This is a genomic window from Arthrobacter sp. G119Y2 (assembly GCF_038069765.1).
Classification (GTDB): domain Bacteria; phylum Actinomycetota; class Actinomycetes; order Actinomycetales; family Micrococcaceae; genus Arthrobacter_B.
This window is the reverse complement of the sequence record NZ_JBBPFS010000003.1, coordinates 455517-477490: the sequence shown is the minus strand read 5'-3', so window position 1 is coordinate 477490 and position 21974 is coordinate 455517. Positions and strand designations below refer to the sequence as shown.

Genomic DNA, 21974 nt, shown 5'->3' with positions numbered 1-21974 from the left:
CCGTGTCCGAGACTTTGCTGCAGGTTGACGGCCTGACCGTTTCCACGAAGGACCGCGTCCTCGTGGATAACTTCTTCCTCTCCCTGGGCAGGGGGGAGCGGGTGGGGCTCATTGGTGAATCCGGGTCGGGCAAATCGATGACGGCAACCGCCCTGATGGGTCTGCTGCCCGAGGGCGTTCAAGCCCGCGGATCCGTCCGCCTCGCAGGGACGGACGGGAACCTGGTGGGTGCTCCCGACGGGCGCCTGCGCCGGATCCGCGGCAATGACATGACCATGGTGTTCCAGGAACCCCTCACCGCACTCAACCCCCTCATGAAGGTGGGGAAGCAGGTTGCCGAGGTGATGCTCAAGCACCGCACCGCCGCCACCTCCCGCGACGCCGCCGCCCGGGCAGTGGAGATGCTGGCATCGGTCCGGCTGCCCGATCCCGCCCGGACTGCCGCAGCGTATCCGCACCAGCTCTCCGGCGGGCAACGCCAGCGCGTCATGCTGGCCATGGCACTGGCCAACGATCCGGCACTGCTGATCTGCGATGAACCCACCACGGCACTGGACGTGACGGTGCAGCGCCAGGTGCTGGATCTGGTTCTGGAGTCGGTCCGGGAGCGCGGCACAGGCCTCCTGTTCATCACCCACGACCTGTCCGTCGTGGCGAACATCTGCGAACGCGTACTCGTGATGAACAACGGGCGGGTGGTGGAGGAAGGACCGGCGGACGACGTCTTCACCCGGCCGCAGCACCTGTACACAAAAGCACTGCTGGGCGCCTCGGACCTCGAGGCCACGGACAGCCGGGGACGGCTCTTCACGGTCGCGTCGGCCGCAGAATATGCACCGCCGAAACCGGGGACCACGCCGGTCGCCACGGTCAGCGCGCCGCCCGGTCCGGCGCCGTCGCCGGTCAGTGCGCGCGAATCCCCGTCCGCGGCGCCTGCCTCGGCTGCCGAGCCTGCCTCGGCTGCCGAGCCTGCCTCGCCTGCCGAGCCGGAGTCCGGCGATCCGCTGATCAGCGTCAGGGACCTGGTGCGGACCTACCGCCGGGGCCGAAGCTCACTGTTCGGCAGGCCCGCCGAGGTCCGGGCCCTGCGGGGAATTTCCTTTGACGTGGCGGCAGGCCAGCGTTTTGGTGTGGTGGGGGAGTCGGGATCGGGAAAGTCCACCCTGCTGCGGATCCTCGCAGGCCTTGACCAGCCGACGTCGGGCAGCGTGCGCGTGGCGGGAAATGAAGTGGCCGGCGCCCGTGAACGCCAGCTGCTGCAGCTGCGCCAACAGCTGCAGATTGTGTTCCAGGACCCGATGGGGTCGCTGGACCCGAGAATGCGGGTCAGGGATATCGTTGCCGAACCGCTGCTGCTTCCGGGAGAGCCTGCCAATGCCCGCAGGCACCGCGACCGGGTGGAGGAGATGCTCGAGGCCGTGGGACTCGGCCCGGACGCAGCCGACCGGTTTCCGCACCAGTTCTCCGGCGGTCAGCGCCAGCGTATTTCCATCGCCCGGGCCCTGATCTGCGAACCCCGGGTCCTTGTCGCGGATGAACCAGTGAGTGCCCTGGACGTCTCGGTCCGTGCCCAGGTGCTGAACCTGCTCTCCGACCTGGTGGACCGGTACCGGCTAACGCTGGTTTTCGTTTCCCATGACCTCGGCGTTGTGCGGCACATCTGCGACAACGTCGTTGTCATGAACCAGGGGCTCATCGTGGAAAGCGGCCGGACCGCGCAGATATACGACAATCCCGTCCATGAGTACACCAAAACGCTGGTGCGGTCCTCCATGACCCTGAGAGGGGAACTGGCAGCACGGCAAGCACAGCACTGACCGCGCGTTCCTGACCCGCACAACGGAGGACCACGATGACAGAAACGGCACACGAACCGGGCTCCACGGGCACGGCCGGGGCGGAGCAGGATTCCCTTCATGCCCTTTCCGCAGCGGATATGAGCCGGGCCTTCACGGCGGGAACACTGAGTCCGGAGGAGGTGGCTGAAGCGGTCATCGCCCGCGTGGAGGCCCGCGAACCGGAACTGAATGCCTTCTACCTCTTCGATCCCGACGACGTCCGTGCGCAGGCCCGCGCCAGTGATGCCCGCTGGCGGGCCGGTGCCCCGCTCAGCCGCTATGACGGAGTTCCATGCACCGTCAAAGAGAACATTGCGCGGACAGGGCTGCCCAAACCCTCGGGCACGGCGCTTCCCCGTCCGCCGGTGAGCGGGGCCAATGCGCCGGTCACCGACCGCCTCGTCGAGGCCGGCGTCGTCGTTCTCGGCTCCACCACCATGCCGGACTGGGGGATGCTGTCCTCCGGCGTCTCCAGCCGCCACGGCATTTCCCGCAGCGCGTGGAATCCGGCGTGGACCACCGGCGGCTCGAGCGCCGGTGCCGGCTCGGCGGCTGCAGCGGGTTACGGTCCGCTGCACATCGGCACCGACATTGGCGGATCCATCCGCCTGCCGGGAACCTGGCAGGGGCTGGCAACGCTGAAGCCCAGCGCGGGCCTGATTCCCCTTGACGCGCCGTACCCGGGCCGAGCCGCCGGCCCGCTTGCCAGGACCATCGAAGACGCAGCCGCGCTCATGAGCATTGTTGCCCGTCCCGATATCCGCGACTACTCCACCCGGCCCTATCCGGAGATGAACTGGGATCCCGCCCCCGCCGACGCGGCGCAGCTCAGAGTGGCCGTGCACCTCGAGGCGGGCTGCGGCGCGCCTGTGGAACCCGAAGTGCTGGCGGCCGTGCAGAGCGTCGCGGATGTCTTCGCTGCCGCCGGCGCCGTTCCGGCGGTTCTTGATCCGTTTATGACTCAGGACCTGCTGGACGGACTCGACAACTTCTGGCGCACCCGTTCATATGCCGACCTGCAGCTCCTCGCACCGGAGGAGCGACCCCTGCTGCTGGAGTACATCACCCGCTGGTGCTCCCGCGCAGCCTCGTTCAGCGGCACCGACACAATCCGCCACTACAACTGCATGGACTCGATCCGGCAGCGCACCATCAGCGCAACCGCCGGGTTCGACGTCGTGATCTCACCGGTGGCGCCCATGGCTGCCTTCCCGGCGGAACAGCCCATGCCCGTGCCGGATCCGGACCGGACTATGGCCCACATCGGTTTCACCGTTCCGTACAACATGTCCGGCCAGCCCGCCGCCACGGTGAACTGCGGGTTCACAGCGGACGGACGGCCGATAGGCGTGCAGCTCTCCGGGCCGGTGGGAAGCGACGACAGGCTGCTCCGCGCCGCAGCCTGGTATGAAGCCAACCGGCCGGCGTCGGCCGTTCCGGACTGGGCGGACCTGCGCTAGGAAGCAGGCGGATCAAACCGGCCGTCGACGGCGGTCCAGCCGCCGTCGACGGTCAGCACTGATCCGGTGACGAAGCTGGAGGCATCGGACGCCAGATACACCACGGCGCCGGCCAGCTCTTCCGGACGGGACCAGCGGCCCAGCGCACTTTTGGCCGCGTAGGCGTCATACCAGGCCTGATTGTCTTTGATCTGGGCGGTCAGCGGTGTCTCGACCACGCCCGGGGCGATCACGTTCACCCGGACGCCGGCCGGGCCAAATTCCGCCGCCGCCGTCCGTGCGAGCTGGACCAGCCCCGCTTTCGTCGCCGCATACGCGCTCTGGCCCGGTTCCACCGTTGATGCACGGATGGAGGAGAAGCCGATGATGCTCCCGCCCCCGCCCGCCGCCATCCGGGGTCCGAAGGCACGGATCAGCGCGAAGGACGCCCGGAGGTTCAAATTGACCACGCGGTCGAATTCCTCCATGGTGTAGTCCTCGATGCGCTTGCGCACATTGGTGGCGGCGGTAAAGACCAGGGCGTCAAGGTCCGAGTAACGCTCCGCTGCAGCCTGCACGGCGGCTGTATCCAGGACATCGAGCACCAGGGATTCGGCGGCGGGACCGATACGTCCGGCAGTGGCCGCCGAGGAGGCGGCATCCCGGTCGGCGCACACCACCTTTGCCCCGTGGGCGCCCAGGGCCAGGGCGGCTTCACGGCCGATACCGCTTCCGGCGCCCACCACCATCATCCGGCGGCCGGCAAGGTCAAAGAGATCAGCGTAATCCATGTCTCGGCTTCCGTAGGGCTTTCACTGGTCTGACCAGTTCGATGAAACGCTAGCTTCAGGAGCCGCGCCGGTCAACAGTTTTCTCAGGCGTCATGCCGGAAAACGCCATGAGTTTCTTCCCCGCGTGACGGGTTGGCCCGGTCGGGGAGCAAAGCTGGTTATACTTCCAACAGCTTCAAGAACTGCGGCCGCCAAGCTCCGACTTGGCCGCATACCAACCCCACGCTCGTTGGGTGGTTCGGATGAAGAAGCGGCCAGCACTCGCCCTCGGGCAACCGGTGCCGGCAAGAGCACGCCGAAAGGACCGGCGCACAGCGCCCTATTCTCATGACCATAGCCACAGCACCCCCACACACCGCCCCGCCCGCCTCCGCGCAGCCCGCCCACGTCCTGCAGGCTGTTTCCCTGCAGGATTATGAGGAGGTGGTGACGGCGCGGGCCTCTTTCCTGGACTTTCTTCTTGCCGGGACGGAGGACCGGGAGTGAACGGGCGCTCCGGACTGCTGCTGGACGTGCCGGTATTGGTAGAGATCCGCAGCGGGAATGTCAGCCCCGCGGTGGTCGGCTTTTTGAGGAACCGCAGCAGCCTGCGGATCTTCATCTCCGTCCTGGCCCTTGGGGAGCTGCCCCGGGCGGATGTCTCCTGGCTCCGGGAGCTTACCGGACGCTACGCCTGCCACATCCTGGCTGTTGACCATGAAACAGCGCTGGTTTCAGCAGACCTGGACCACGGCGCCGGCACGCTCACCGCCTTGATGGCCTCGACGGCGATCCGCCATGACCTGTGCGTGGTGACGGACCGGCCGCAGGATTACGTGGTGCTCGGGGCCAGCGCCGTGAACCCATGGGATACCTCTGGCTGCCGGTAACACCGAGGGGTAGTATGCGCGCAACGTGAGAGAATGCATAGACCCCAGTGACCGCAACCACAGGTGATTGCGGCTGCCCAAATTCACAGCAGTAAGGATTTCTGGCTCATGGCCGACAACAGTTCTCTTCCCAAGCCACAGGTCGCGCATGCGGACCGGGTGGACGACGACGGCGGACGCCCCGCCAAATGGAAGGTCGTCGGCCCCGGGCTGGTGGTGGCCGCAACCGGCGTGGGAGCGGCAGACATGGTTGCCACTTTGGTGGCGGGCTCCAAGTACGGCTACGGGCTGCTCTGGGCAGTGATCCTCGGCGTGATCCTCAAGATCATCCTGGTCGAAGGCGCCGGCCGCTACACCCTGGCTACCGGGAAGACCATTTTTGAAGGATGGCGTTCACTCGGGAAGTGGACCACCTGGTACTTCGGTCCCTACATCATGATCTGGGGTTTCGTATACGGAGCCACGGCCATGTCTTCCGCGGCACTGCCGCTGGCGGCCCTGTTCCCGGGGATTCCGTTGTGGGCGTTTGCCATCTTCATGGGCCTGGCCGGGTTCGTCATGGTCTGGTTCGGCCGGTATGCGACCTTTGAGAAAATCACCGCCGCACTGGTCGGCATCATGTTCATTACCGTCGTGGGGCTGGCCGTCATCGCTGCCCCGAACCTGCCGGAGATGTTCGCCGGCCTGGTGCCGACCATTCCCGAGGGCGGCGTCGTCTACACCCTGGCGCTGGCCGGGGGCGTCGGCGGAACCATCACCCTCGCGGCCTACGGCTACTGGCTGCGGGAAAAGGGCTGGTACACGCCGAAGTGGATGAAGGTCATGCGCATCGACAACTCCATGGCGTACGTCATGACCGGCATCTTCGTAATCGCCATGCTGATCGTCGGCGCCGAAGTTGTCCGTTCGGCAGGCGTTTCCCTCAGCTCGGGCGACGAAGGGCTGCTGGATCTTTATGACGTCCTGAAGGCTGAATACGGCGACTTTGTCGGTACCGGCTTCCTGGTGGGTTTCTGGGCTGCGTCCTTCTCCTCCATCATCGGCGTCTGGAACGGAGTGTCCCTGATGTTCGCCGACTTCTGGGGTAACATGCGGGGCAAGGAATCCGGCCATCCGGACACCCGCATCGGCGGCAAGTACTTCAAGTTCTACGTTCTGTGGCTGACTTTCCCGCCGATGCTCCTGTTCATCCTCGGCAAGCCGATCGGCCTGATCCTGGCCTACGGTGTCCTCGGATCCCTCTTCATGCCGTTCCTGGCCATCACGCTGCTCGGCCTGCTCAACGGCACCCGGGTGCCCAAGGCCTGGGCAAACAAACTGCATACCAACATCGCGCTGGGAATCACGGCCCTGCTGTTCATCGTCCTTGGAATCCAGCAGCTCGTAGACGCCGTCGTCAAGGCGTTCTAAGCGCAGCTGAACATCCCGCCAAACTGCCCTGCTGCTTCCCAAAACAGCAGGGCAGTTTAGCGCAGCGGGTGCGCTTCCGCGAGGCCCCTGCAGGGGGCTAAAAAAAGTCATCACCGCCCATCTACGCCACGATTTCCCTCCGCTACGCTTGAAGGGCGGAGAAGAGGTTGCAGCATGGAAAGTTTCGCAACGGATGGCCCCAACCGGCTCATCTCAGGGCGTTACCGTCTCAACGAACCCATAGGCCACGGTGGCATGGCCACCGTCTACCGGGGCCAGGATGAAGCTCTCGGCCGTGACATCGCCGTAAAGCTCTTCCGGGCCAGCGCAGTCGCCCCAGACGACGTTGACCGCCAGGAAACCGAAATGCGGTTGCTGGCGTCCCTTTCCCATCCGGGCCTGGTGACACTTTTTGATGCCGGCAAGGACGACGCCGGCCGCGACGACGGCGAAGCCGGCGAACCCCGTGCCTTTTTGGTCATGGAACTCGTTGACGGACCGGACCTGCGCAAGCGGCTCCGGGACGTCGAGCGGCTGCCTCCGGCCGAGGCGGCCTACCTCGGCGCGGAGCTGGCCGGCGCACTGGCCTACATTCACGGACGGGGAGTCATCCACCGCGACGTGAAGCCGGCAAATATCCTGCTTCCGCCGGTCATAACAGGCACCCTGCCGAGGGCCAAGCTCACAGATTTCGGCATCGCGAGGATGCTCGACGGCGCCCGGATCACGGCCGCGAATGCCACGCTGGGCACCGCCAATTATCTGAGTCCGGAGCAGGCCAGCGCCCAGGACGTCGGGTTCTCCAGCGACATCTACTCGCTTGGCCTGGTGCTGCTGGAATCCGTTACCGGCCGCATTGAATTCGGCGGCAGTGCGGTCGAAGCAGCCATCGCCCGGCTGAGCCGCGACCCCGAGGTGCCGGACGAACTGGGCAACTACTGGTGCTCCCTGCTCAAATCCATGACCTCACGGGATCCGGACCAGCGGCCAACCGCAGCTGAGGTCTCGGCGGCGCTGCTTGACTACCGCTGGTCCTCCGGAGGGTCTCCGGAGTCGCTGCCTCTGTCTCAGGCGGACCGGGAAACCGGCGACGGGGACGACGGCGGTGTTGCCACCGCCGGCGGGATCAGGACGGCCGAGGCTCCCGGCACCACAGGCCGGCCGGAAGAGCTTCCGGAGCCCGAGCCTGTAAACCTCTCCCACCCTGATCCGGTCCCGGACAGCGGTCGCGTCCCGGCTCCGGAAAGCGGGCCTGATCCGGCCCCGGACAGCGGGCCTGTTCCGGCAGCGGATTGGCGTCCCGGTCCCGGTGCCCAGCCCCGGGACGTGCATCATTCCACCGGCTCGAAAGGCGTGTACCGGGCAGTGTCCCCGCCTCGGGTTCCGCCCCGGGTCGGGTCAGCCCGGAAACGGCCCGCAGGTTCGGCTGCGACGGTGCCGCAGCGCCCCTCGCGGCTGGCGCTGGCGGGGCGGAGCCTGCTGGCCATGGTCGCGATGGCCGTTCTGGTGACGTCCGTGATCCTGGTGGCTGACCGGCTGGGTGTTTTCCCGCCGGACCAGAGTTATCCGGCAGTTCCCGGTCAGCTCGGCGAGCATCTGGAAGAGCTGCAGGAAAGCGTCACTCCGTGAGGTGCCGGGGGCGCACCCTGCCGGTCATTCTGGGCACGGCGGTGGTTGTTGCGGCCCTGACCGGATGCGAGGTCCCCACCCTCGAACCCAAAGCTGCTGATGAGCTTCAGCAGCAGGTGTCCGAAATTTCCGAAGCGGCTGCAGCGGGGGAATATGAGGAATCCCTGACCGGGCTGGACAGCCTGTCCGCCCGGTTGGAGACGGCATTGCGGCTGGGAGAAGTTTCACGGAGCCGTGCGGACCGGATCAACGGGGCGATCGAGGCTGTGCGCCTGAGCCTGGAAACTGAAACTTCCCCGGCCGGGAGGGAAAACTAGCCCGGCAGGCAGGGGAGCTGCTCCGGGGGAGCAGCGGAACCGGAGATACTGGAGCCATGACTTCACCGGATCCAGCTTTTGCCGTGCCCGCACCCGAGGACCGCTGCCCCTGCCTCAGCGGTGAAACCTATGCCGGCTGCTGCGGCAAGTACCACTCGGGGGTACAGACGGCGCCCACCGCCGAAGCGCTGATGCGCTCACGCTATTCGGCCTTCGCCGCCGGCAAGCGACAGTATTTGCTGGACACCTGGCATCCCTCCACCCGTCCGGCAGCCCTTGACCTGGACCCGCATCTGCAGTGGCGGCGGCTGGACATCATTGATACCGCCGCCGGCGGGCCGCTGGATGACCGCGGGACGGTCCGGTTCCGCGCCCACTACCGCGACGGCGCCGAGCGCGGAGTGCAGGAGGAAACCAGCCGCTTCGTCAGGACCGGAGGGAACTGGCTCTACCTCGACGGGGAATAGGCCCGGACCCTTACGGACCCTTCCACCCTGCTCCTAGGCTGGGAAAGGACCGACCCAACGGAGCTGAAGAGCGATGAGGACACCATGAAAGCACTCGTGTACGAAGGACCCGGACAGAAATCCTGGAAGGACGTTCCGGATCCGAAGATCCAGGAACCGCGGGACGCCATCGTCAAGATCGATACCACCACTATCTGCGGAACGGACCTGCACATTCTTAAGGGTGACGTCCCGGCGGTAACGCCCGGCAGGATCCTCGGCCACGAGGGTGTTGGCACCGTGACGGAGACCGGTTCCGGGGTGAACAATTTCAAAACCGGAGACAAAGTCATTCTTTCCTGCGTCTCGGCGGACGGATCCTGCAGCTTCTGCAAGGAAGGGTTGTATTCGCACTGCACGGGGGACGAGGGGCAGTCAGGCATCGGCTGGATCTTCGGCCACCTGATTGACGGCACCCAGGCCGAGTACATCCGCGTTCCGTATGCCGACACCTCCATGTACCGGCTGCCCGAAAGCGTCTCCCCGGAGCACGGCGTCCTGCTGAGCGACATTTTTCCCACGGGATTCGAAATCGGCGTGCAGTACGGGCAGGTGAAGCCCGGCGACGTCGTCGCCGTCATCGGTGCCGGGCCCGTGGGCCTGGCCGTGATCTCCACCGCGGGGCTGTACGGTGCAGCCAAGATCATCGCCGTGGACCTGGACTCGAACCGGGTGGAGCAGGCCCGCAAGTTCGGCGCCACCCACGGCGTGAACTCCGGGGATCAGGACTGGCGCGAGCAGATCATGGCCGAGACTGACGGGTGGGGCGTCGACGTGGCGGTGGAAGCCGTTGGTATTCCCGCCACCTTTGACATGTGCACCAGGATCGTCCGGCCCGGCGGCAACGTGGCCAACGTGGGCGTGCACGGCAAGCCTGTCAGCCTGGAGCTGGACCGGCTGTGGATCGAGAACATCGATATCAGCACCGGGCTGGTGAACACCAACACCACCTCGATGCTGCTGAAGCTGATTACGGAAGGAAAGCTCCCGGCCGAGGAATTCATCAGCCACCGCTATCCGCTTAATGACATCCTCGAGGCCTACGACACGTTCTCCCGCGCCGCGGAAACCGACGCGCTCAAGGTCATTTTGAACGCCTAGGGTCGTGGGAGCATGATGGGGACGGCGGGTATCCGCCGTCCCCATCGTCGCGAAAGAGGTCCCCATGTCCTCCGGCACCATGCTCGCAGGCCGTCTCAACGTCGAGACCAAAGAGTTTGCCCTCAAGGAAGTCCCCATCCCGGAGCCCGGTCCCGGCTTTGTCCGGGTCAAGGTGGAGGCCGCCGGCGTCTGCCTCTCCGATGTCCATCTGATCCAGGGCCTGCTGCAGCCGCAGTTTCTCCAAGGCAGCGAGGTCACGCTCGGCCACGAAGTGGCGGGCACGGTGGAGCTGCCGGGCCCGGGTGTCACGTCCGTCCAGGCGGGGGACCGGGTTGTCATCCAGGCAGGCTACGAGCTCAACGGCGCCACGCTCACCATGGGAGTGGACTACGACGGCGGCTGGGCCGAATACGTCGTCGTCCCGGCCGGTGTGCTGGTTCAGCTTGGCGACGGCATTCCCTTCGACCAGGCCTCGATCATCCCCGACGCGGTCTCCACTCCCTGGGGGGCCATTTCGTCCACCGCGGATATCCGTGCGGGAGAGTCGGTAGGCGTCTGGGGAATCGGCGGCCTCGGCGCCCACGGAGTGCAGCTGCTGCGCCTGATCGGTGCCGCACCCATCATCGCCGTGGACCCTATCGCCGAGGCCCGCGCCCGTGCCCTGGAATTCGGAGCCGACTACGCCCTTGATCCCCTGGCGGAGGACTTCACCGACGCGATGAAGGCCGCCACGGCGGGCCGCGGCCTGGACGCGGCGCTGGACTTCGCCGGCGTCGATGCCGTCCGCGCCCAGGCCGTCAAAAGCCTGGGTCGGCGCGGCAGGCTGGTGCTGGTGGGGCTGAGCGGCACGCCGATCACCATCGCCGACAGCACCGGATTCTCCTACGCCCGCAAGCAGATCCTGGGCCATTACGGTTCCGAGGCCCATCATGTTCCGGAGCTGGTGAAGCTGGCCCGGCTGGGCCGGCTGGACTTCGCCAAGTCCGTTACTGCCCGGCTGCCGCTCAGGGAAGCCGTCCAGGCGGTCAAACAGCTCGATGCGAAGGAAGGCAATCCGATCCGGCTGGTCCTGATTCCATAGGTGCCCTCCGGGAGCAGTTACCTCCCGGCTGCCCGCACCGCCGGCCGCGTTAGGGCCCGGCCGTGCGGGCAGCCTTGGCCAGTGCTTCGCTGAGGCTGTCCGTATCCAGCGCAGTGACGTAGGACGGAGTGTCCGGCTGGAAGCGCCATCCTTCGGCGAGCGGACCGGCGTCGACCACGTCAAAGCCGAACTCGTGAATCAGCGCGGCCACCTGTTTTTTCGCCTCTGCACTGTCGCCGGCAATCGGCAGCGCCCGCCGCGACGGCGTACCTGGCGCCGAGCCCTGGCTGGTCAGGTGTTCAAAGTGAATGGTGTTGAACGCCTTCACCACCTGCGAATCCGGCAGATGCGCCTGGAGGAGCTCGCTGGAGGTGGTGGATTCGTCGTCGAGCTCGGGAATCCTCCCGTCCCGCTGCGGATAGTAGTTCATGGTGTCGATGACCGTCTTGCCGGCCAGTTCCGCCGCCGGGACAGCCCGGAAGTTCTTCAGCGGAATGCTGACGACAACAACGTCGCCTGCCGCGGCAGCCTCGGCCGGGGTGGCGGCGCGGGCGCGGTCGCCCAATTCCAACAGCAGGGCCTGCAGGGTTTCCGGCCCGCGAGAGTTGCTCATCACCACGTCCATCCCGCGCCCGAGGGCCAGCCGTGCCAGCGCCGAGCCGATGTTTCCGCTGCCGATGAAGCCGATGGTCCGAACCCGGGAGGAGCCGGTCTGGCTGGTGCTTGTGGTTTCAGTCATGCGGGCTACAACACAGCACCTTTCCCGGATTATTCCGCTCCGGAGCTGAACACCGGATGGCTCCCGGCAGTGCCATTGCCGGGCTGGCCCCTGCCCACGCGCCCCGCCCCGGGTCTACGCTGGAATTACCGCAGGCTTCCCACCAGAGAGATGAAGCGGGTTTGGCGTGAATGAATTTGTTTCCCAGCGCTTCAACGACATTCTGTTTTCCAGTTGGCAGCACTTCAGCCTGGTGGCCCAGTGCCTGGTGGCCGCCGCCGTCCTGGCCGTCCTGGCCGCGGCGCTGACCTACCGCAGTCCGGTGCTGCGGTCGGCCGCCGACAGCATCAGCGCCATCGGCCTGACCATCCCGTCCTTCGCCCTGATCGGGCTGCTGATCGCGCCGCTGGGATTCGGCGTCCGCCCGGCCGTTGTCGTGGTGGGATTCTTTGCCCTGCTGCCGATCCTCCGCAACGCCATTGTCGGGCTGTCCGAGGTTCCGGCGAGTACCGTCGAAGCGGCCCGGGGCCTGGGCATGGGACGGATCCGCATCTTTTACCGGATTGAGCTTCCGCTGGCGTGGCCGGTGATCCTGGCGGGCATCCGCGTTTCCGGGCAGATGGTGATGGGGATAGCGGCCGTCGCGGCCTATGCCCTCGGCCCCGGACTCGGCGGCTTCATCTTCTCCGGCCTGTCCAGGCTGGGCGGCGCCAATGCCCTGGAATCGGTGGTGACCGGAGTCGTCGGCGTAGTGCTGCTGGCCCTCATCCTTGACCTGCTGCTCATTGGACTGGGCAGGATCACAATTCCGAGAGGTATCCGTGTCTGAAACGAATCCTTCCGCCTCCCGGCCCGCCTCCGAAGGCATCGTGCTCGAAAACGTCACCAAACGCTTTCCGGGGCAGGACCGCGCCGCAGTCAATGACCTGAACATGGAGATCCCTGCCGGTGACATGGTCATGCTCGTCGGTCCAAGCGGCTGCGGGAAAACAACCACCCTGAAAATGATCAACCGGCTGATCGAGCCCACCTCGGGACGGATACTGCTCGGCGGCAGCGATATTATCGGCGCCGACGCTGACGAACTGCGCCGGGGCATCGGGTACGTCATCCAAGCCGGCGGCCTGTTTCCGCACATGAGCGTGGCAGCGAACGTCGCCGTCGTTCCCTCGATGCTCGGCTGGGACAAGCAACGCACCTCGCGCCGGGTGGATGAGCTTCTGGAACTGGTGTCGCTGGATCCGGCCCGGTACCGGGACCGCTATCCGAAGGAACTCTCGGGAGGGCAGCAGCAGCGGGTGGGCGTGGCCCGGGCCCTGGCCGCCGATCCTCCGGTGCTGCTGATGGACGAGCCGTTCGGTGCCGTGGATCCAATCACGCGGGAGCGTCTGCAGGATGAGCTGATCAGCATTCACTCGAACCTGCAGAAGACCATTGTCTTCGTGACCCACGACTTCAACGAGGCAGTCAAGCTGGGGGACAGGATTGCTGTGTTTGCCGAAGGCGGGCAGCTGGTCCAGTACGATTCCCCGGACCGGATCCTCGCTGCTCCGGCCAATGACTTTGTTCGTCAGTTCATTGGATCCGACGCCGGGCTGAAGCAGCTGGGGCTGGCCCTCGTCAGCGCCGTTCCTGCGCTGCCGGTGGTCACTGGAACTGCCGGGGAAAGCCCGCGGGACGTGCTGGCACGGGTGCTGGAAGCCGGACAGGACCACGCGGCCGTCATCGACGGCGACGGCCGGCCCCTGGCCTGGCTCCCGGTTGCGGAACTGGAAGGACTGCAGTCCCTGCCGGAGCACAGGGCAGCGGGCCTGCCGCTGGTGGGGCCGGACGACTCCCTGGCAGATGCGCTGAACACCATCCTGATTTCAGACGAGGGCCTCGCGCTGGTTACTGACGCACAGGGAAAACTCAACGGCGTCATTGACGCGCCCCTGACCCTGCAGTCCGTACGAGCCCGGCGCCCGGCAGCCGGCGGGGGAAGCACCGGCGCAACCGCTCCCCGCCGGATGCCCGAAGCTCCGGCGGGTTCCACGGAAGCAGGCCGGCCATGAGCAGCAGCCAGGCCGCCGGGCGCGTCCGTGCCTCTGCGCCCGCCCCTGCGCCGAGGGAAACGGCGTCGAAGGAGGCGGCCACAAAGGAGCGCCGGTACACCACTACGGCAGCCGGCGCCCCGGTCCGGGACAACTCCGCGCGCGGACTGATCTGGCAGCTCGCCGGGATAGCCGCTGCAGTGGCCCTGCTGCTGTTCTGGCTCTCGGCCGCCGAACTGTCGCAGACCGAACTGGCCACTCTGTCTCCCGAGACGCTCTGGGTCTACGTCATGGAACACCTGCGCCTGACACTGATTTCCGCCGTAATCGTCCTGGTTGTGGCCATTCCGCTGGGGATCCTGCTGACCCGCAAACCGCTGCGTTTCCTGACCGGCCCGGTGCTCGCCGTCGTCAATATCGGCCAGGCGGCTCCGGCGATCGGCCTGGTGGTCCTGCTGGCCTTTTGGCTGGGCTTCGGCTTTTGGACGGCGGTGGTGGCGCTGGTCCTGTATGCGCTGCTGCCGGTGCTGCGCAACACCATGGTGGGGCTGGACAGTGTGGATGCGCGGCTCGTGGAGGCCGGTCGGGGCATGGGCATGAGTGCATCGCGGGTACTGTTCCGGGTGGAGCTTCCCCTGGCGGTGCCGCTGATGCTGGCCGGCATCCGCACTGCCCTGGTGTTGCTGGTTGGAACCGGGGCGCTGGCCACCTTTATCAACGGCGGCGGACTCGGTGTGCTGATCACCACGGGGGTGAACCTTAACCTTCCCCGCGTGCTGGTCGCCGGCGCCGTGATGGTTGCCCTGCTGGCGCTGGTGGTGGACTGGGTGGGCCGGCTGGTGGAGCATGTGGCCCGCCCGAAAGGACTCTGATGCGGACGAGGACAGGGACAGGGACTCGGATGCGGGCAGCGACAGGGACACGTATGCAGAACTCCGCGCTGCGCTCGCGAAGCGCCGCCGCGCTGGCCGCCGCGCTCGCCGTCGTCGTCCTGGTCCTGGCCGGGTGCGGACTGCAGCCCGCGGGATCCTATGTCCCGCCGGTGGCTACCGGCAGCATCGAGCGGATCGAGGGCCTGCCCGAGGACGCGTCGGTGACGGTGACCTCGAAGAACTTCACGGAACAGCTCATCCTGGGCAAGATGGCGGTCCTCGCGTCCAAAGCGGCGGGATTCCAGGTCACGGACCTGAGCAACGTCCCCGGCAGCCTGCCGGCCAGGGAGCTGCTGCGCAGCGGGCAGGCGGACGTGATGTGGGAATACACCGGCACTGCCTGGCTGACCTATCTGGGCAACGAGCTGGGAATTCCGGACCAGCAGGAGCAATGGCAGGCGGTCTATGACGCAGACCAGGCCAACGGGCTGACCTGGGGAGCGCCGGCGGAGCTGAACAACACCTATGCCATGGCCATGAGCCGGGACCGCGCCGAGGAACTGGGAGTGAGCAGCATTTCGGACCTGGCAAACCTTCCGGCGGAGGAACTCACCTTTTGCGTGGATGCCGAGTTTAATTCCCGGCAGGACGGGTTCAACCCGATGCTTGCGCTCTACGGACTGAACCGCGGCACTGTAGTGCCGGAACAGAATGTCGGAATCTATGACACGGGTGCCATTTACGGAGCAGTGGACCAGGGCGAATGCACCGTAGGGGAGGTCTTCGCCACCGACGGCCGGATCGACGCCCTGGATCTGCTGGTACTGGAGGATGACCGCAACTACTTTCCCGCCTACAACGCAGCGCCCGTGATCTATACGGAGACCCTGCAGAAGTATCCGGAACTGGAGGCGGTGCTGGAGCAGGTGGCGGCAAAGCTCGACGACGAAACCATGCGCTCGCTGAACCTCAAGGTGGATGTGCAGGGGGAGGAACCGGAGCAGGTGGCCTTTGACTGGATGGTGGAAGAGGGCCTGGTTCGTCCCGCGGAGTAGAGCACCCCGATCTGACGTGGGACGTTCCTTTACAGACCTTCGGCAAGTGGGGTTGGATGGGGGCACGCCCGCCCACTAACCCGGAGGACTACCCTTGACGACGCCGAGTACGACAGACGCAGGTTCAGAGATTACCCGTGAAACTGCCCCGGGCATGCTTGCCCCGGCTGAAGACCGCAGGGTCCTCATGCGCAAACGGATCGGCCTGGCGCTCGGCGTCGTTGCCGCCGTCGTTGTCTATTTGGTGATGCCCCAGGACGTCGCCCAGCCGGCCCGGGCAACTGCAGCCATCGCCGTGCTGATGGCGGCGTGGTGGATGACGGAGGCAATTCCGCTGGCAGCGACCGCTCTGCTTCCGCTTGTGCTCTTCCCGGCGCTGAACGTCTCCACTATCAAGGAGACTGCGCCGCCCTATGCCGACCCCATCATTTTCCTGTTCATGGGCGGGTTCTTCCTGGCTCTGGCACTGCAGCGCTGGAACCTCCACCGCCGCATAGCCCTGGCCACCGTGCTCCTGGTCGGGACAAAACCGAGGCAGCTGATCGCCGGTTTCATGATCGCGACCGGGTTCCTCAGCATGTGGGTCTCCAACACGGCAACAGCGGTGATGATGCTGCCGATCGGCATTTCGGTGCTGACCCTGGTGGCAAACCTGGACAAGGAGAAGAAGGCGCCGAAGAACTTCAGCATCGCACTGATGCTGGGCATCGCGTACTCGGCTTCCATTGGATCGCTGGGCACGATTATCGGGACGCCGCCCAATGCCCTGATGGTTGGCTACATGGCGGAGACGCATGATGTGAACATCGGTTTCGGCGAATGGATGCTGGTTGGGGTTCCGCTGGCCGTCATCTTCATGGCGATCGCCTGGTACCTGCTGACCTGTGTGGTTTTCAAGCCCGAGATCAGCGAGATTCCCGGCGGCAGGGAGATGATTCAGCGCGAGTACAAGCTGCTCGGCAGGATGTCGGCGGGCGAAAAGCAGGTCCTGGCGATCTTCGTCCTCGCCGCCGCGTCGTGGATTACCGTGCCGCTGCTGTGGCCTGATTCCAATTTCGCGGACGCCGTGATTGCCATGGGCGTGGCCGTGCTTCTGTTCGTGGTTCCCGCCAACATCAGGAAAGGCGTGCCGCTGCTGGACTGGTCCAGCGCCAAGGAGCTGCCGTGGGACATCCTGATCCTCTTCGGAGGCGGGCTCGCCCTCTCCTCGCGCTTTACCGCCAGCGGACTGAGCGAGTGGATCGGCACGCAGGTCTCCGGACTCGAAGCGCTTCCGCTGATCCTCATCGTGGCAGCCGTTGCCGCCCTTGTGCTGGGACTGACGGAGCTAACCAGCAACACGGCGACGGCGGCCACCTTCCTGCCGCTGATCGGCGGCGTTGCACTGGGGCTCGGCGTAGACCCGATGCTGTTGGTCATCCCGGTGGCCATTGCCGCAACCTGCGCGTTCATGCTTCCCGTGGCGACACCGCCCAACGCCATCGCCTTCTCTTCGGGGCACGTGGAAATTGTCCACATGGTCAAGGCAGGGGTCTGGCTCAATCTCATTGCCCTGGTGCTGACCACCCTGGTGACCTTTACCCTGGCGGTCTGGGTATTCGGGATTGTGTATTAGTCCGGCCGCGAGGCCGCAAAGAAGTCCCTGATCTCGGCCAGCACTTCCCCCGGAGCTTCTTCGGGGAGATAGTGCCCGGCGTCCACGGCCCTGCCGGTCACGCCGGGCACTGCCTTTTCCCAAAGTCCCAGGGCATCGAACTGCGTGTGCACGACGCCGTGACGCCCCCAGAGCACGCGCAGCGGGACATCCGGGGTGAGACCGGCGGCGCGGTCCGCCCGGTCGTGCTCCAGATCGATGGTGGCGGCGGCCCGGTAGTCCTCGCACATGGCATGGACGGCACCGGGGGAGGAGAGCGCCTCGGCATAGGCGTCCAGCACCGGAGCGGGAAACGGTGCCAGCCCTGCGTAGCGGGTGCCCATGATGTTCTCGATGTAGCCCCGCGGATTGGCTTCAATCAGGGCCTCCGGCATCGGTTCCGGCTGGATCAGGAAAAACCAGTGGAAATAGGCTTCGGCAAAAGCCCGGTCGGTGGCGGCGTACATGTCCAGGGTGGGGGCTATGTCCAGAAACATTGCCCGGGACACCAGACCGGGGTGGTCGGCCAGCATCCGGTGCCCCACCCGTGCTCCCCGGTCATGGGCGCAGAGCGCAAAGCTGCTGAAACCCCGCTCGGCACCGAAATGCTCCATCAGCCGGACGGCGTCCTTCGCCATCTCCCGCTTGCTGTAGGTGGAGTGGTCGGGGTCGCCCGCCGGTTTGGAAGAGCCTCCGTATCCGCGCAGGTCCGGGGCCACCACGGTGAAGTCTTCAGCGAGGGAATCGGCAATGCGGTGCCACATCAGGTGGGTCTCCGGATGCCCGTGCAGAAGCAGCAGGGGCGGCTTGGCTCCGGAAGCGTCGGAGCGGGAGATGCGGCCGGTCACCGTGATTCCGTTCGCCTCCACCGCGAAGGAGTCGTAGAGCTCAAACCCGGGCAGGTCCTCGGTCATGGTGCTTCCTTTCATAGCAGGGCGGGCTTGGCCCACCTAACCACGGCAGGGACTCACCCGCCACTTTTTGCTTCCAACCCAGGCGGTAGGCTCCCTGGAATGGAACCACACCTGCCCTATGCCGAATTCGCCTTTCCCGGTCCGCTGCGCGACGCGCTGGTCCGGGCCATCCTGGACGGGTCGAAGACCAGTACCACCAGCCTGGCCCTCCAATACGACGACGACGGCGGGGAACCGCTGCCCCGTCCCGGTGACCGGTCAATCCTGATCGGCAGCAGCCGGGAGCCGCTGGCCGTTCTGGAAGTGACGGGCATCCGGCTGGTCCCGCTCGGGGCAGTGGATCTGCAGCACGCCAGGGACGAGGGCGAAGGGCACGGGACGCTCGAGGAGTGGAGGGCCGCACACGAAGATTTTTGGCACGGCGAGGAGTTCCGCAGCGCTCTGGGGGACCCGGCCTTCACCGTTGACGATTGCACGATGGTGCTGCTCGAACGGTTTCGGGTCATCCAGAGTTAGGCATCCCGAACTTGTGTTTACGGGCACCCTAATATTAGGGTCCTGCTATGGCCTCTCACACTCGCTTCAGACATCTTCCCCTTGCCGCTGCAGTCACAGGCTTGCTGGTCCTCGCGGGATGCAGCGCCCCCGCCGGTGCCGATCCCGCCGAAGACGGGCGGCCTGTTGTGCTGACTACCTTTACGGTGCTGGCGGACATGGCCGAAAACGTGGGCGGTGAACACCTGCGGGTCGAATCAATCACAAAGCCAGGCGCCGAAATCCATGGCTATGAGCCGACGCCGGGAGACCTCCGTACGGCTGCCTCCGCAGACCTGATCCTGGACAACGGCATGAACCTGGAAGCCTGGTTCGCCCGGTTCGTGGCCGACGTCGACGTACCGCACGTCGTGGTCAGCGAAGGGGTGCAGACCATCGACATCGCTGAGGACGCGTATGCCGGTACGCCCAATCCGCACGCCTGGATGTCCCCGGTGAACGGCCAGATCTACGTGGACAACATGGTTGCCGCCTTTACTGATTTGGATCCGGACAACGCAGCGGACTATGAAGCCAACGGGGCAGCCTACAAGGCTGAACTGCAGCAGGTCCATGACCAGCTGACCGGCGAACTCGCGTCCCTTCCCCCGAACCAGCGGGCCCTGGTGACCTGCGAAGGCGCTTTCTCCTATTTGGCGCGTGATGCCGGGCTCACCGAGCAGTATCTCTGGGCGGTCAACTCGGAGCAGCAGGCCACCCCGCAGCAGATCACGGACACCATCAGGTATGTGCGTGAGAACGGGGTCCCGGCCGTCTTCTGCGAGTCCACCGTCTCGGACGCACCCATGCAGCAGGTGGTCGAGGCAAGCGATGCCGAGTTCGGCGGCGTTCTGTACGTGGATTCCCTTTCAGGGGCTGACGGCCCCGTCCCCACCTACCTGGACCTGCTGCGATATGACAGCGGCGTTATCCTCAAGGGCCTCACCGGAGGTGTGCAGTGAGGGTACCGGCGCTCGAGGTCAGCGGCGTGACCGTTCGCTACGGAGACGTCACGGCGCTCGAACACGCCAGCCTCACCCTGGACCCCGGCTGCATCTGCGGATTGGTGGGGATGAATGGTTCCGGCAAATCCACCCTCTTCAAAACGATCATGGGGCTGGTGAAACCCGACGCCGGAAGCGTAAGGATCCACGGAACCCCGCCCGCCCGGGCCCGCCGCAACGGGGAGGTGGCCTACGTACCGCAGAGCGAGGAGGTGGACTGGTCCTTTCCGGTCTCGGTGCGCGACGTCGTCATGATGGGACGCTACGGGCGGATGGGATTCACCCGCCGGCCGCGGAAGGCGGACCATAACGCCGTGGACTGTGCCCTGGAACGGGTGGAACTCACCGGGTTTGCCGACCGGCAGATTGGCCGCCTTTCCGGCGGACAGAAGAAGCGGGCCTTCGTGGCGCGCGGCATTGCGCAGGAAGCCTCGGTCCTGCTGCTGGATGAGCCCTTTGCCGGGGTGGACAAACGGTCCGAGGCCACGATCACCTCCCAGCTGCGCGTACTGGCCGACGACGGCTGCAGCGTCCTCGTTTCCACCCATGACCTGCAGGCCCTGCCCGCCCTCGCCGACCAGGCGGTGCTGCTGATGCGCCGCGTCCTGGTGCACGGGCATCCTTCCGAGGTGCTCCGCCCCGAACACCTGGCCCGTGCCTTCGGCCTGGATGTGATGGCTGCGGCCGCCCCGGCCCCTGCGGGTGGACCCCGGAACGGAGCCGGCAATGCTTGAGATCCTGCTCGATCCCCTCAGCTACGACTTCATGCTCCGGGCAGTGGCCGTGGCCGTCATTGCGGCAGCGGTCTGCGGGGTGCTCTCCTGCTGGCTGGTCCTCATCGGCTGGTCGCTGATGGGAGACGCCGTTTCCCACGCGGTGCTGCCCGGTGTGGTGCTGGCCTACATCGCCGGACTCCCGTTCGCCGTCGGCGCGGTGCTTTTCGGGTTCCTTGCCGTGGGCCTGATCGGGTTGGTGAACGGAACCAGCCGGGTCAAGGAAGACGCGGCAATGGGGATCGTCTTCACCACGCTCTTTGCACTGGGGCTGGTGCTGATTTCCGTCACCCCCAGCCAAACCGACCTGAACCACATCATTTTTGGCAACATCCTCGGTGTCAGCGCCGGCGACCTCACCCAGGTTGCCGTTCTGGGCGGGCTGACGCTGCTGGCACTGCTGCTCAAGCGGCGGGATTTCACCCTGTACGCCTTCGACCGAACCCACGCCCACGCAGTCGGGCTTAGCCCGCGCCTGCTCGGTGCCGCCCTGCTGGGGCTGCTGGCGCTGACCTCCGTCGTTGCCCTCCAAGCGGTGGGGGTGATCCTGGTCGTGGCCATGCTGATCATTCCGGGAGCAACCGCCCACCTGATCACTGACCGGTTCAACCGGATGCTGGTGGTGGCGCCGGTGCTCTCCGTCGCGTGCTCGGTGGCCGGGCTGTACCTAAGCTGGTACCTGGACACCTCGCCCGGGGGCATGATCGTCCTCTGTCAGGGCACGGTCTTCACGCTGGTATATCTGTTTGCGCCGCGCCACGGGGTTCTCGGGCGCCGGCTGTTTGCCGGCCGACCGGCTGCAGATGCGGGCTCACCCGCAAACGCCCCGATGCCCAGCCGCAGGTAGCACCGGCGCCCTTCCAGCCTATTTGGATGCCTTGGACTTCTTGCTGTTCTTCCTGTCCTTTTTCCCCGCCACATCCTTGGCCGTCTTGACTGCCGCAGCAGCAACGCCCGCCTTGACCGGGGCCGGCACCTTGACTTCCTTGACCTTGGTGACTTCCTTGATCTTGGTCCTGTTTTTGCGGTCCAGGATCAGGGAAGCGGCAATCCCTGCCATCCAGACGTCCTTGGCCAGCGGGGTTCCCTGGGCAGTGGGCCGGATGCCGTCAGCTTCTGTCAGGCCCGGAGTCTTGGCATACATGGTGAGCATCCCGCCCGAGAACGCTCCGAGGACCAGTCCGGCGAGCCGGCTCGGGACGAACGGCATCAACAGGGTCAGTCCCACGGTGATCTCGGCCGCGCTCAGCAGCTTGCCGAACCGTTCCGAGTCAAGGTCCATGACCTGGGGAAAGGCGTTGGAGGCCATCTGCTGCAGGCCGGCGGCGCTTTCCGCGTCGAGGTTGCGCTTGCCCAGGCCGGAGTTCAGGATGTACGCGCCGGTGGCCAGACGCAGCGGAATGTGGCTGATTCTCATGGGGGGTCCTTCCGTGAAGTCGCTGACATCCCTGAGCCTA

General features: G+C 66.0%; 23 protein-coding genes and 1 riboswitch. Of the genes, 19 read left to right on the top strand and 4 right to left on the bottom strand.

Annotated elements, in window-relative coordinates; all coding sequences use genetic code 11:
- Positions 1-2 precede the first annotated feature (2 nt).
- The gene (locus tag WKB88_RS08850) at positions 3-1817 is read left to right on the top strand and encodes an ABC transporter ATP-binding protein (RefSeq protein ID WP_341394160.1); all 1815 of its coding nucleotides are present in this window, start codon (positions 3-5) and stop codon (positions 1815-1817) included.
- A 35-nt stretch (positions 1818-1852) separates the two neighbouring features.
- A complete protein-coding gene (locus WKB88_RS08845) occupies positions 1853-3298 on the top strand; it encodes an amidase (RefSeq protein ID WP_341394159.1) in 1446 nt (481 codons plus the stop codon).
- Here the strand turns inward: WKB88_RS08845 and WKB88_RS08840 are convergent.
- A complete protein-coding gene (locus WKB88_RS08840) occupies positions 3295-4068 on the bottom strand; it encodes an SDR family NAD(P)-dependent oxidoreductase (RefSeq protein WP_341394158.1) in 774 nt (257 codons plus the stop codon). The genes WKB88_RS08845 and WKB88_RS08840 overlap by 4 nt on opposite strands.
- 173 nt (positions 4069-4241) lie before the next feature.
- Positions 4242-4365: riboswitch (SAM riboswitch) on the top strand.
- A 30-nt stretch (positions 4366-4395) separates the two neighbouring features.
- Between WKB88_RS08840 and WKB88_RS08835 the strand changes: the two genes are divergently transcribed.
- From WKB88_RS08835 to WKB88_RS08800, 8 genes are all read left to right on the top strand, one after another.
- On the top strand, positions 4396-4554 hold the full coding sequence (locus tag WKB88_RS08835) for a hypothetical protein (RefSeq protein WP_341394157.1): 159 nt from the start codon (positions 4396-4398) through the stop codon (positions 4552-4554).
- A complete protein-coding gene (locus tag WKB88_RS08830) occupies positions 4551-4937 on the top strand; it encodes a plasmid stabilization protein (protein WP_341394156.1) in 387 nt (128 codons plus the stop codon). Before WKB88_RS08835 ends, WKB88_RS08830 begins: the two co-directional genes overlap by 4 nt.
- 108 nt (positions 4938-5045) lie before the next feature.
- A complete protein-coding gene (locus WKB88_RS08825; RefSeq protein ID WP_341394155.1) occupies positions 5046-6347 on the top strand; it encodes an Nramp family divalent metal transporter in 1302 nt (433 codons plus the stop codon).
- A 174-nt stretch (positions 6348-6521) separates the two neighbouring features.
- A complete protein-coding gene (locus WKB88_RS08820) occupies positions 6522-7976 on the top strand; it encodes a serine/threonine-protein kinase (protein ID WP_341394154.1) in 1455 nt (484 codons plus the stop codon).
- On the top strand, positions 7973-8293 hold the full coding sequence (locus WKB88_RS08815) for a hypothetical protein (RefSeq protein ID WP_341394153.1): 321 nt from the start codon (positions 7973-7975) through the stop codon (positions 8291-8293). Before WKB88_RS08820 ends, WKB88_RS08815 begins: the two co-directional genes overlap by 4 nt.
- Positions 8294-8349: 56 nt before the next feature.
- The gene (locus WKB88_RS08810) at positions 8350-8760 is read left to right on the top strand and encodes a YchJ family protein (RefSeq protein WP_341394152.1); all 411 of its coding nucleotides are present in this window, start codon (positions 8350-8352) and stop codon (positions 8758-8760) included.
- A gap of 84 nt (positions 8761-8844) precedes the next feature.
- Positions 8845-9900, top strand: a complete 1056-nt coding sequence (locus WKB88_RS08805) for a zinc-dependent alcohol dehydrogenase family protein (protein ID WP_341394151.1) — start codon at positions 8845-8847, stop codon at positions 9898-9900.
- Positions 9901-9964: 64 nt separating this feature from the next.
- Positions 9965-10981, top strand: a complete 1017-nt coding sequence (locus WKB88_RS08800) for a zinc-binding dehydrogenase (protein WP_341394150.1) — start codon at positions 9965-9967, stop codon at positions 10979-10981.
- Positions 10982-11030: 49 nt separating this feature from the next.
- Here WKB88_RS08800 and WKB88_RS08795 read toward each other — a convergent pair whose 3' ends face one another.
- Positions 11031-11720, bottom strand: a complete 690-nt coding sequence (locus WKB88_RS08795) for an NADPH-dependent F420 reductase (RefSeq protein ID WP_341394149.1) — start codon at positions 11718-11720, stop codon at positions 11031-11033.
- Between the two features lie 166 nt (positions 11721-11886).
- On the opposite strand from WKB88_RS08795, the gene WKB88_RS08790 reads away from it, so the two are divergent.
- From WKB88_RS08790 to WKB88_RS08770, 5 genes are all read left to right on the top strand, one after another.
- Positions 11887-12528: an ABC transporter permease gene (locus WKB88_RS08790; RefSeq protein WP_341394148.1), complete on the top strand. Its 642-nt coding sequence runs from the start codon at positions 11887-11889 to the stop codon at positions 12526-12528.
- The gene (locus WKB88_RS08785; protein WP_341394147.1) at positions 12521-13753 is read left to right on the top strand and encodes an ABC transporter ATP-binding protein; all 1233 of its coding nucleotides are present in this window, start codon (positions 12521-12523) and stop codon (positions 13751-13753) included. The genes WKB88_RS08790 and WKB88_RS08785 overlap by 8 nt, the downstream gene beginning before the upstream one ends.
- On the top strand, positions 13750-14604 hold the full coding sequence (locus WKB88_RS08780; RefSeq protein WP_341394146.1) for an ABC transporter permease: 855 nt from the start codon (positions 13750-13752) through the stop codon (positions 14602-14604). Before WKB88_RS08785 ends, WKB88_RS08780 begins: the two co-directional genes overlap by 4 nt.
- Before the next feature lie 53 nt (positions 14605-14657).
- Positions 14658-15659, top strand: a complete 1002-nt coding sequence (locus tag WKB88_RS08775; protein ID WP_341394145.1) for a glycine betaine ABC transporter substrate-binding protein — start codon at positions 14658-14660, stop codon at positions 15657-15659.
- A gap of 154 nt (positions 15660-15813) precedes the next feature.
- Entirely contained in the window at positions 15814-17274 is a 1461-nt protein-coding gene (locus WKB88_RS08770) for an SLC13 family permease (RefSeq protein ID WP_341394259.1), read from the top strand.
- Here the strand turns inward: WKB88_RS08770 and WKB88_RS08765 are convergent.
- A complete protein-coding gene (locus WKB88_RS08765; RefSeq protein ID WP_341394144.1) occupies positions 17271-18206 on the bottom strand; it encodes an alpha/beta fold hydrolase in 936 nt (311 codons plus the stop codon). The two genes, WKB88_RS08770 and WKB88_RS08765, sit on opposite strands and share 4 nt — an antisense overlap.
- Before the next feature lie 99 nt (positions 18207-18305).
- On the opposite strand from WKB88_RS08765, the gene WKB88_RS08760 reads away from it, so the two are divergent.
- From WKB88_RS08760 to WKB88_RS08745, 4 genes are read left to right on the top strand one after another with little or no spacing between them, the layout of a single operon-like run.
- On the top strand, positions 18306-18722 hold the full coding sequence (locus WKB88_RS08760; RefSeq protein ID WP_341394143.1) for an ASCH domain-containing protein: 417 nt from the start codon (positions 18306-18308) through the stop codon (positions 18720-18722).
- Positions 18723-18769: 47 nt separating this feature from the next.
- Positions 18770-19702 (top strand): metal ABC transporter substrate-binding protein, encoded by a 933-nt coding sequence (locus WKB88_RS08755; protein WP_341394142.1) that lies wholly within the window; start codon positions 18770-18772, stop codon positions 19700-19702.
- A gap of 26 nt (positions 19703-19728) precedes the next feature.
- Positions 19729-20478 (top strand): metal ABC transporter ATP-binding protein, encoded by a 750-nt coding sequence (locus WKB88_RS08750; RefSeq protein WP_445818892.1) that lies wholly within the window; start codon positions 19729-19731, stop codon positions 20476-20478.
- Positions 20471-21364, top strand: a complete 894-nt coding sequence (locus WKB88_RS08745) for a metal ABC transporter permease (protein ID WP_341394140.1) — start codon at positions 20471-20473, stop codon at positions 21362-21364. The genes WKB88_RS08750 and WKB88_RS08745 overlap by 8 nt, the downstream gene beginning before the upstream one ends.
- 18 nt (positions 21365-21382) lie before the next feature.
- On the opposite strand, the gene WKB88_RS08740 is transcribed toward WKB88_RS08745, so the two are convergent.
- The gene (locus WKB88_RS08740; protein WP_341394139.1) at positions 21383-21934 is read right to left on the bottom strand and encodes a hypothetical protein; all 552 of its coding nucleotides are present in this window, start codon (positions 21932-21934) and stop codon (positions 21383-21385) included.
- Positions 21935-21974: the final 40 nt, after the last annotated feature.